The sequence below is a fragment of the Psychromonas hadalis ATCC BAA-638 genome, assembly GCF_000420245.1.
GTDB lineage: Bacteria > Pseudomonadota > Gammaproteobacteria > Enterobacterales > Psychromonadaceae > Psychromonas > Psychromonas hadalis.
The window spans coordinates 1-4,863 of sequence record NZ_ATUO01000218.1 but is presented as its reverse complement, the minus strand read 5'-3'; the positions used below and the strand labels follow the sequence as shown (position 1 = coordinate 4,863).

The following is a 4,863-nucleotide window of genomic DNA, read 5'->3' as shown; positions in this document are numbered from 1 at the left end:
TTATACCCGTTACCAATCAAAGTGCTTTATTCAGTCGTCAGCTCGGACACTAAGACAAGGCGCAGTATGATGACAATGGCTAGCCCTTATCGAATACTGCAACGCCGAATTAGTTTTCGAGCTGACGACCCACAAGGCAAATTTTGAAGCAAGCATCTTCGTTGTTAGAAAGCATCGATTGAACCAGTTAGACCTTCAATTTTCTGCCTAGAACCTGCTCACCTCACATCTTGCTGAATTTTGCACCTTGAATGATAACGGGTATATATATTTTTTTTTGCCAATGGCTTGCCCTCCGCAGATATTGGTTTAACACGTTGTCGTATTACTTGAAGTCAAATCTCCGTGCCAATGAGTTAAAATTTCATATTAATTGTTGTGGAGGGTTAACGGAGTTAACCGTTGGATTTTCTCGAGCTTCACCGCATATGAGTGAAGAAGTGAACCCCGATTATGATCCTCAACAAGCACTTGTTTATAATAACTTCCCAAAAAAAGTGGCGAAACGTTCAACCGCTTATCGTTTTCAAATGGCGTTAAAAGCACTCAAAGATGAGAGCTTTACCGATAAGTTGTTTAAAAAATATTATGACATTAGTGCTAATGAACTCTTAAGCCAGTAATAACCGTAACCACATGCCAATAGGTGAAGTGAATCCCGTGGTTACAGAGGTTATTTCGCCTTTATCTATCACAAAAATAGTGGGTGTTACCGAAACACCCCAACTGCGACTAATCTCTCCTTTAGGATCATTAACCACGGTGAAGTTATACTCTTTTGCATTCATATATTGTTTGATGCGCGCCTCTTTTCCTGACGTCAGAGCAACGGTCACTACTTGATAGTTTGATGCAATAAAATCAACTGAAGGTGAAACGCCACTACACACCGCACACCATGTTGCCCAGAAATAAACCAGTACAGGTTTATCTTGACTCATTGCGATGAGATCGACCTCATTACCTACTATAGATTGGCTGATGAGTTCAGGGGCTTGACCAGATACGATAGATTGGCTACGCCACAGATCAGCTCCCCAGCCCACCACCACGATAATGGTGATAAAAATGACCGCCTCTTTTAACCAACCTAACCAACCCTTACGACGTTTGATTGCTGATTTTTTCTTTATTGGTTCATCCATATTATTGCTCCTGTGACTTAGCAATCGCACTTAACACCACATCACTGCTTAAAATGGTTGATAGTTCAATGCCTTGTGGTGACGCCGGGCCATATACAATATTGAAAGGTACGCCATAACGACCGTAAGATTGTAGGTAAGCGGTTATTTTATCTGAGCGTACCGTCCAATCTCCTTTCATCAGAATTATATTGTCTGCTTGCAGTGCACTATAAACAGGATCTTGTAGCAATACGCCAATTTTATTGGCTTTACAGGTGACGCACCAATCTGCGGTTACATCTACAAACACTGTTTTGCCATCTTTAACATGTTGCTGTAACTGTGTTGTATTAAGAGGCAACCAAACCAGATCGTTTGCGAGCGGGCTTGCCCAATGTTTTGCCGTTAAGCTACCCACTAACAACCCCGCTGCACTGGTTATTAATACCGCCGCAATGACAATAATGGTGGTGCGTTTTCCATGTTTTTGAGTGACTAAGGTTAATAAAATAATAAGAAAAATAGCACTGATAAGCAATACATAACCCAAACCAATAAAGTTACTTAGTAGGCTTAATAACCACAAGCTGGTGGCTAAAATCATTAATGCAAAAATGAGTTTAACGGTTCCCATCCATCTACCTGGTTTAGGCAGTAATAGGGCGATAGAGGGAAATAAGGCAATTAATAGCCATGGCAGTGCCATGCCTAATCCTAATGCACTAAAGATAACAAATAACTCGACGGTGGAAGCGCCAAGTGCAAACGCGACTGCGGTACCTAAAAAAGGTGCGCTACAAGGGGTGGCAAGTAGGGTGGCAAACATTCCTTGCAAGTAATGACCAAGGTAAGATTGATCGCCTTTAGTTGCCAGCCAAGTTTGCATATTGCTCGGTAGTTGAATCTCAAATAGGCCTAACATATTAGTGGCAAAGAGTGCGGTAATAGCAACCATCACCGCGATGAAGTAAGGATTTTGGAACTGTATACCCCAGCCAAGTGCTTCACCTGATAGTTTTAGGGTAAGTAAGAAAAATGCTAATATCCAAAATGAAGTTAAAATGCCCAATGAGGAGGCTAAAAATTGCTTGCGAATTTGTGATTTTTCGATGCCATGCGCACCTAATACAGAACTTAATTTCATACCTAAAACAGGTAAAACACAAGGCATAATGTTGAGAATCAAACCGCCGAGTAGAGCGATTAAAAACATAGAAAAGAGGCTGGTGGTGCTGTTTTTATAGTGGATGATTTGATCTGTTGTGGTGCTAATGAGTTCGGTAGCAATATCTTCATCAATTACAGTTGCATGAATTTGTGTGTTACTAAGGTCAACTTCTCCGGCCCAACTAGAGGCATCAAAGATGGCTGTGAGCTGTTTATTATCAATATTGATTTGTGGCTTAGAGAAAAAAACACCATCAAGATCGGGATTTTGTAAATCAACAAAAACATCTACTTGTTGCCAGTTAAATTTTCTTTCTATTTGCACAATAAGTTGCTGTTTTTTATTATCCCAGTGAGATTTTAATGCACTAATTGAAGCGCTATCTTTACCTGATTGTATCTGTTTTTCATCGATCAATATCGGTACTGAGCCCATCGCTTGTGCATAATTAAAGGCGATATCTGGATCTACAATGAGATCATTAGGGGTAAATGACAGCTCAATATCATAGTCACTTAATACACAAATCGTGGTGCATGAAGCTAAGGTAAGTCGACCTTTTAGCAAAGTAGGTTGAGCAAGATCTTGTAACTCAAGTGTCATGGGTAGGTGGATTTGATGTTTATAACCGAGCGTTTCTACACCTAACACAGGGTAACGTTTCGGTGCAGGCCAAAACCAATTAATATTATTAATATTTTTAGAGTCTACCTGCCAATCAAAAGCAGGGGCAACACCACCTTCACCTGGAGATCGCCAATAAGTTTTCCAGTCTCCCTCAAGGGTAATATCAAGCAGTAGATCCGCTGTTTTGTTCTGTTTATCAATATTACCTGTGAGTTGCATTTGTAGTGAAACGGGCTTATGCAGTGGATTATTGAGCCAACCAGTATTGGTTTGGATAAACTCAGCACTGTAAGCCAATGTATTACTAAACAGAAGGGTTAATGCAAATAGGCGCAAGAAACGAGGCAAGTTGTTCAAGGTAAAGCTCCAAATCATAGGGTATCAATTAATAAGACAGGTGATTATGCACAAAAATTGCAATTAATTATTTGTTTTTATCAGAGTCGATAAACAGAGAAAAGTTCAATGGTGTCAAATAAAATTTAGTTGTATTATAGCGTTTTAAAGCAGGAGATAAAAATGCATTACCAAGCCGCTATTTTTGATATGGATGGATTGTTATTAGATACAGAGCGTGTTTGCCAACAGGCGTTTCGTGATGCTTGTGAGTTTTTATCATTACCTTTTCTAGAGCAGACATATCTGTCTATTATCGGTTGTAATGCGCAAGGAATTGAAGCTATTTTAACAAAGGGTTATGGCGATAGAATCGCGTATGAATCTTTACGTAAAGCGTGGATGGATAGGTATAACCCTATCGTCCAAAACCAAGCTATTCCAGTTAAAAAAGGCGTTGTGGCATTACTTTGTTGGTTAAAAGAGAAAAATATTCCAATCGCAGTCGCGACGTCAACACATCGAGAGTTAGCAATTACCAAGTTAACATTAGCTGGGTTATATGACTATTTCGATCATTTGAGTACGGGCTGTGAGGTGCAACAGGGCAAGCCACATCCGGAGATATTTTTATTAGCAGCAAAGCGTTTGAATATTGCGCCTGAGCTGTGCCTTGCTTTTGAAGACTCAAACAATGGTGCGCAGGCTGCGATGGCGGCTCATATGCAACTATTTCAGATACCTGACCTTGTTAAACCAAGTGCAGAGATTAGAGCGTTTGGTCATGTTATTGCCGATTCACTCACTGATGTACATCAGCAATTAATTAAACATGCGCTTCTATCTCAGAGAAAAGTGTCATAAACGTTAACCAGATCAGTTTATCTACTGAGCGTTTTTAAACAGGTTAGCAATCATCGTTTCATCTCAGCTTCTTTCTACCACCTGTTCATATTCATAACCTGATAATTCCACACGTATTTTTTAATGCTTTCTCGTTAAGATGAAACATTGCATCATAAAAAATAGCTTTTGAAAAAGGATCTTTGTTTTATTAATTAATATTAAGTGAAATACATCGTATAAATATATCGAAAATTTAAATCATATGGAAAAGTATCATCATACTTTATGATATTTGTTCTATTTTTTTGTTAAAAAAATTAAAGTTCGTTGGTGATTTTAAGATATAAATATATTTAATTTTGTTATATACCCATGATCTTTGAAAAGACTTCTCATTTAGGAAAATTAAGTTGAAATTTAAATTTAAAAGATCAAACTGTCTATACCCATGATCTTTGAAAAGACTTCTCATTTAGGAAAATTAAGTTGAAATTTAAATTTAAAAGATCAAACTGTCTATATGCAAATATCATTATCCTATCAGCAAAAAAAGATTTTAGAATCTCGCCATAAAATGAGCAGGGATAAGCGCGAGTGCGATAGAATAAAAGCGATTTTATTATCTGCTGAAGGTTGGTCTGAGGAGTTAATATCTCAGGCGCTACGAAAACACAAAACAAGTATTACTCGACATTTAAATGATTATGTCACCAGTCAAAAAATAACATCGGATAATGGTGGTTCTGAGGGCTACCTTAG

At 38.4% G+C, this 4,863-nt stretch carries 5 protein-coding genes; 3 read left to right on the top strand and 2 right to left on the bottom strand.

The features are described 5' to 3' along the window. The first annotated feature begins 329 nt into the window (after positions 1 to 329). A complete protein-coding gene (locus G322_RS0117590; protein ID WP_156873995.1) occupies positions 330 to 623 on the top strand; it encodes a hypothetical protein in 294 nt (97 codons plus the stop codon). On the opposite strand, the gene G322_RS0117585 is transcribed toward G322_RS0117590, so the two are convergent. Continuing rightward, positions 612 to 1,145: a protein disulfide oxidoreductase gene (locus G322_RS0117585; RefSeq protein ID WP_022943010.1), complete on the bottom strand. Its 534-nt coding sequence runs from the start codon at positions 1,143 to 1,145 to the stop codon at positions 612 to 614. The genes G322_RS0117590 and G322_RS0117585 overlap by 12 nt on opposite strands. Before the next feature lies 1 nt (position 1,146). Next, entirely contained in the window at positions 1,147 to 3,279 is a 2,133-nt protein-coding gene (locus tag G322_RS0117580; RefSeq protein WP_022943009.1) for a protein-disulfide reductase DsbD family protein, read from the bottom strand. A 162-nt stretch (positions 3,280 to 3,441) separates the two neighbouring features. Between G322_RS0117580 and G322_RS0117575 the strand changes: the two genes are divergently transcribed. Continuing rightward, a complete protein-coding gene (locus G322_RS0117575; RefSeq protein WP_022943008.1) occupies positions 3,442 to 4,122 on the top strand; it encodes an HAD family hydrolase in 681 nt (226 codons plus the stop codon). Between the two features lie 502 nt (positions 4,123 to 4,624). Then, the coding region (locus G322_RS0117570; RefSeq protein WP_022940429.1) for a helix-turn-helix domain-containing protein at positions 4,625 to 4,863 on the top strand (239 nt) is incomplete at its 3' end.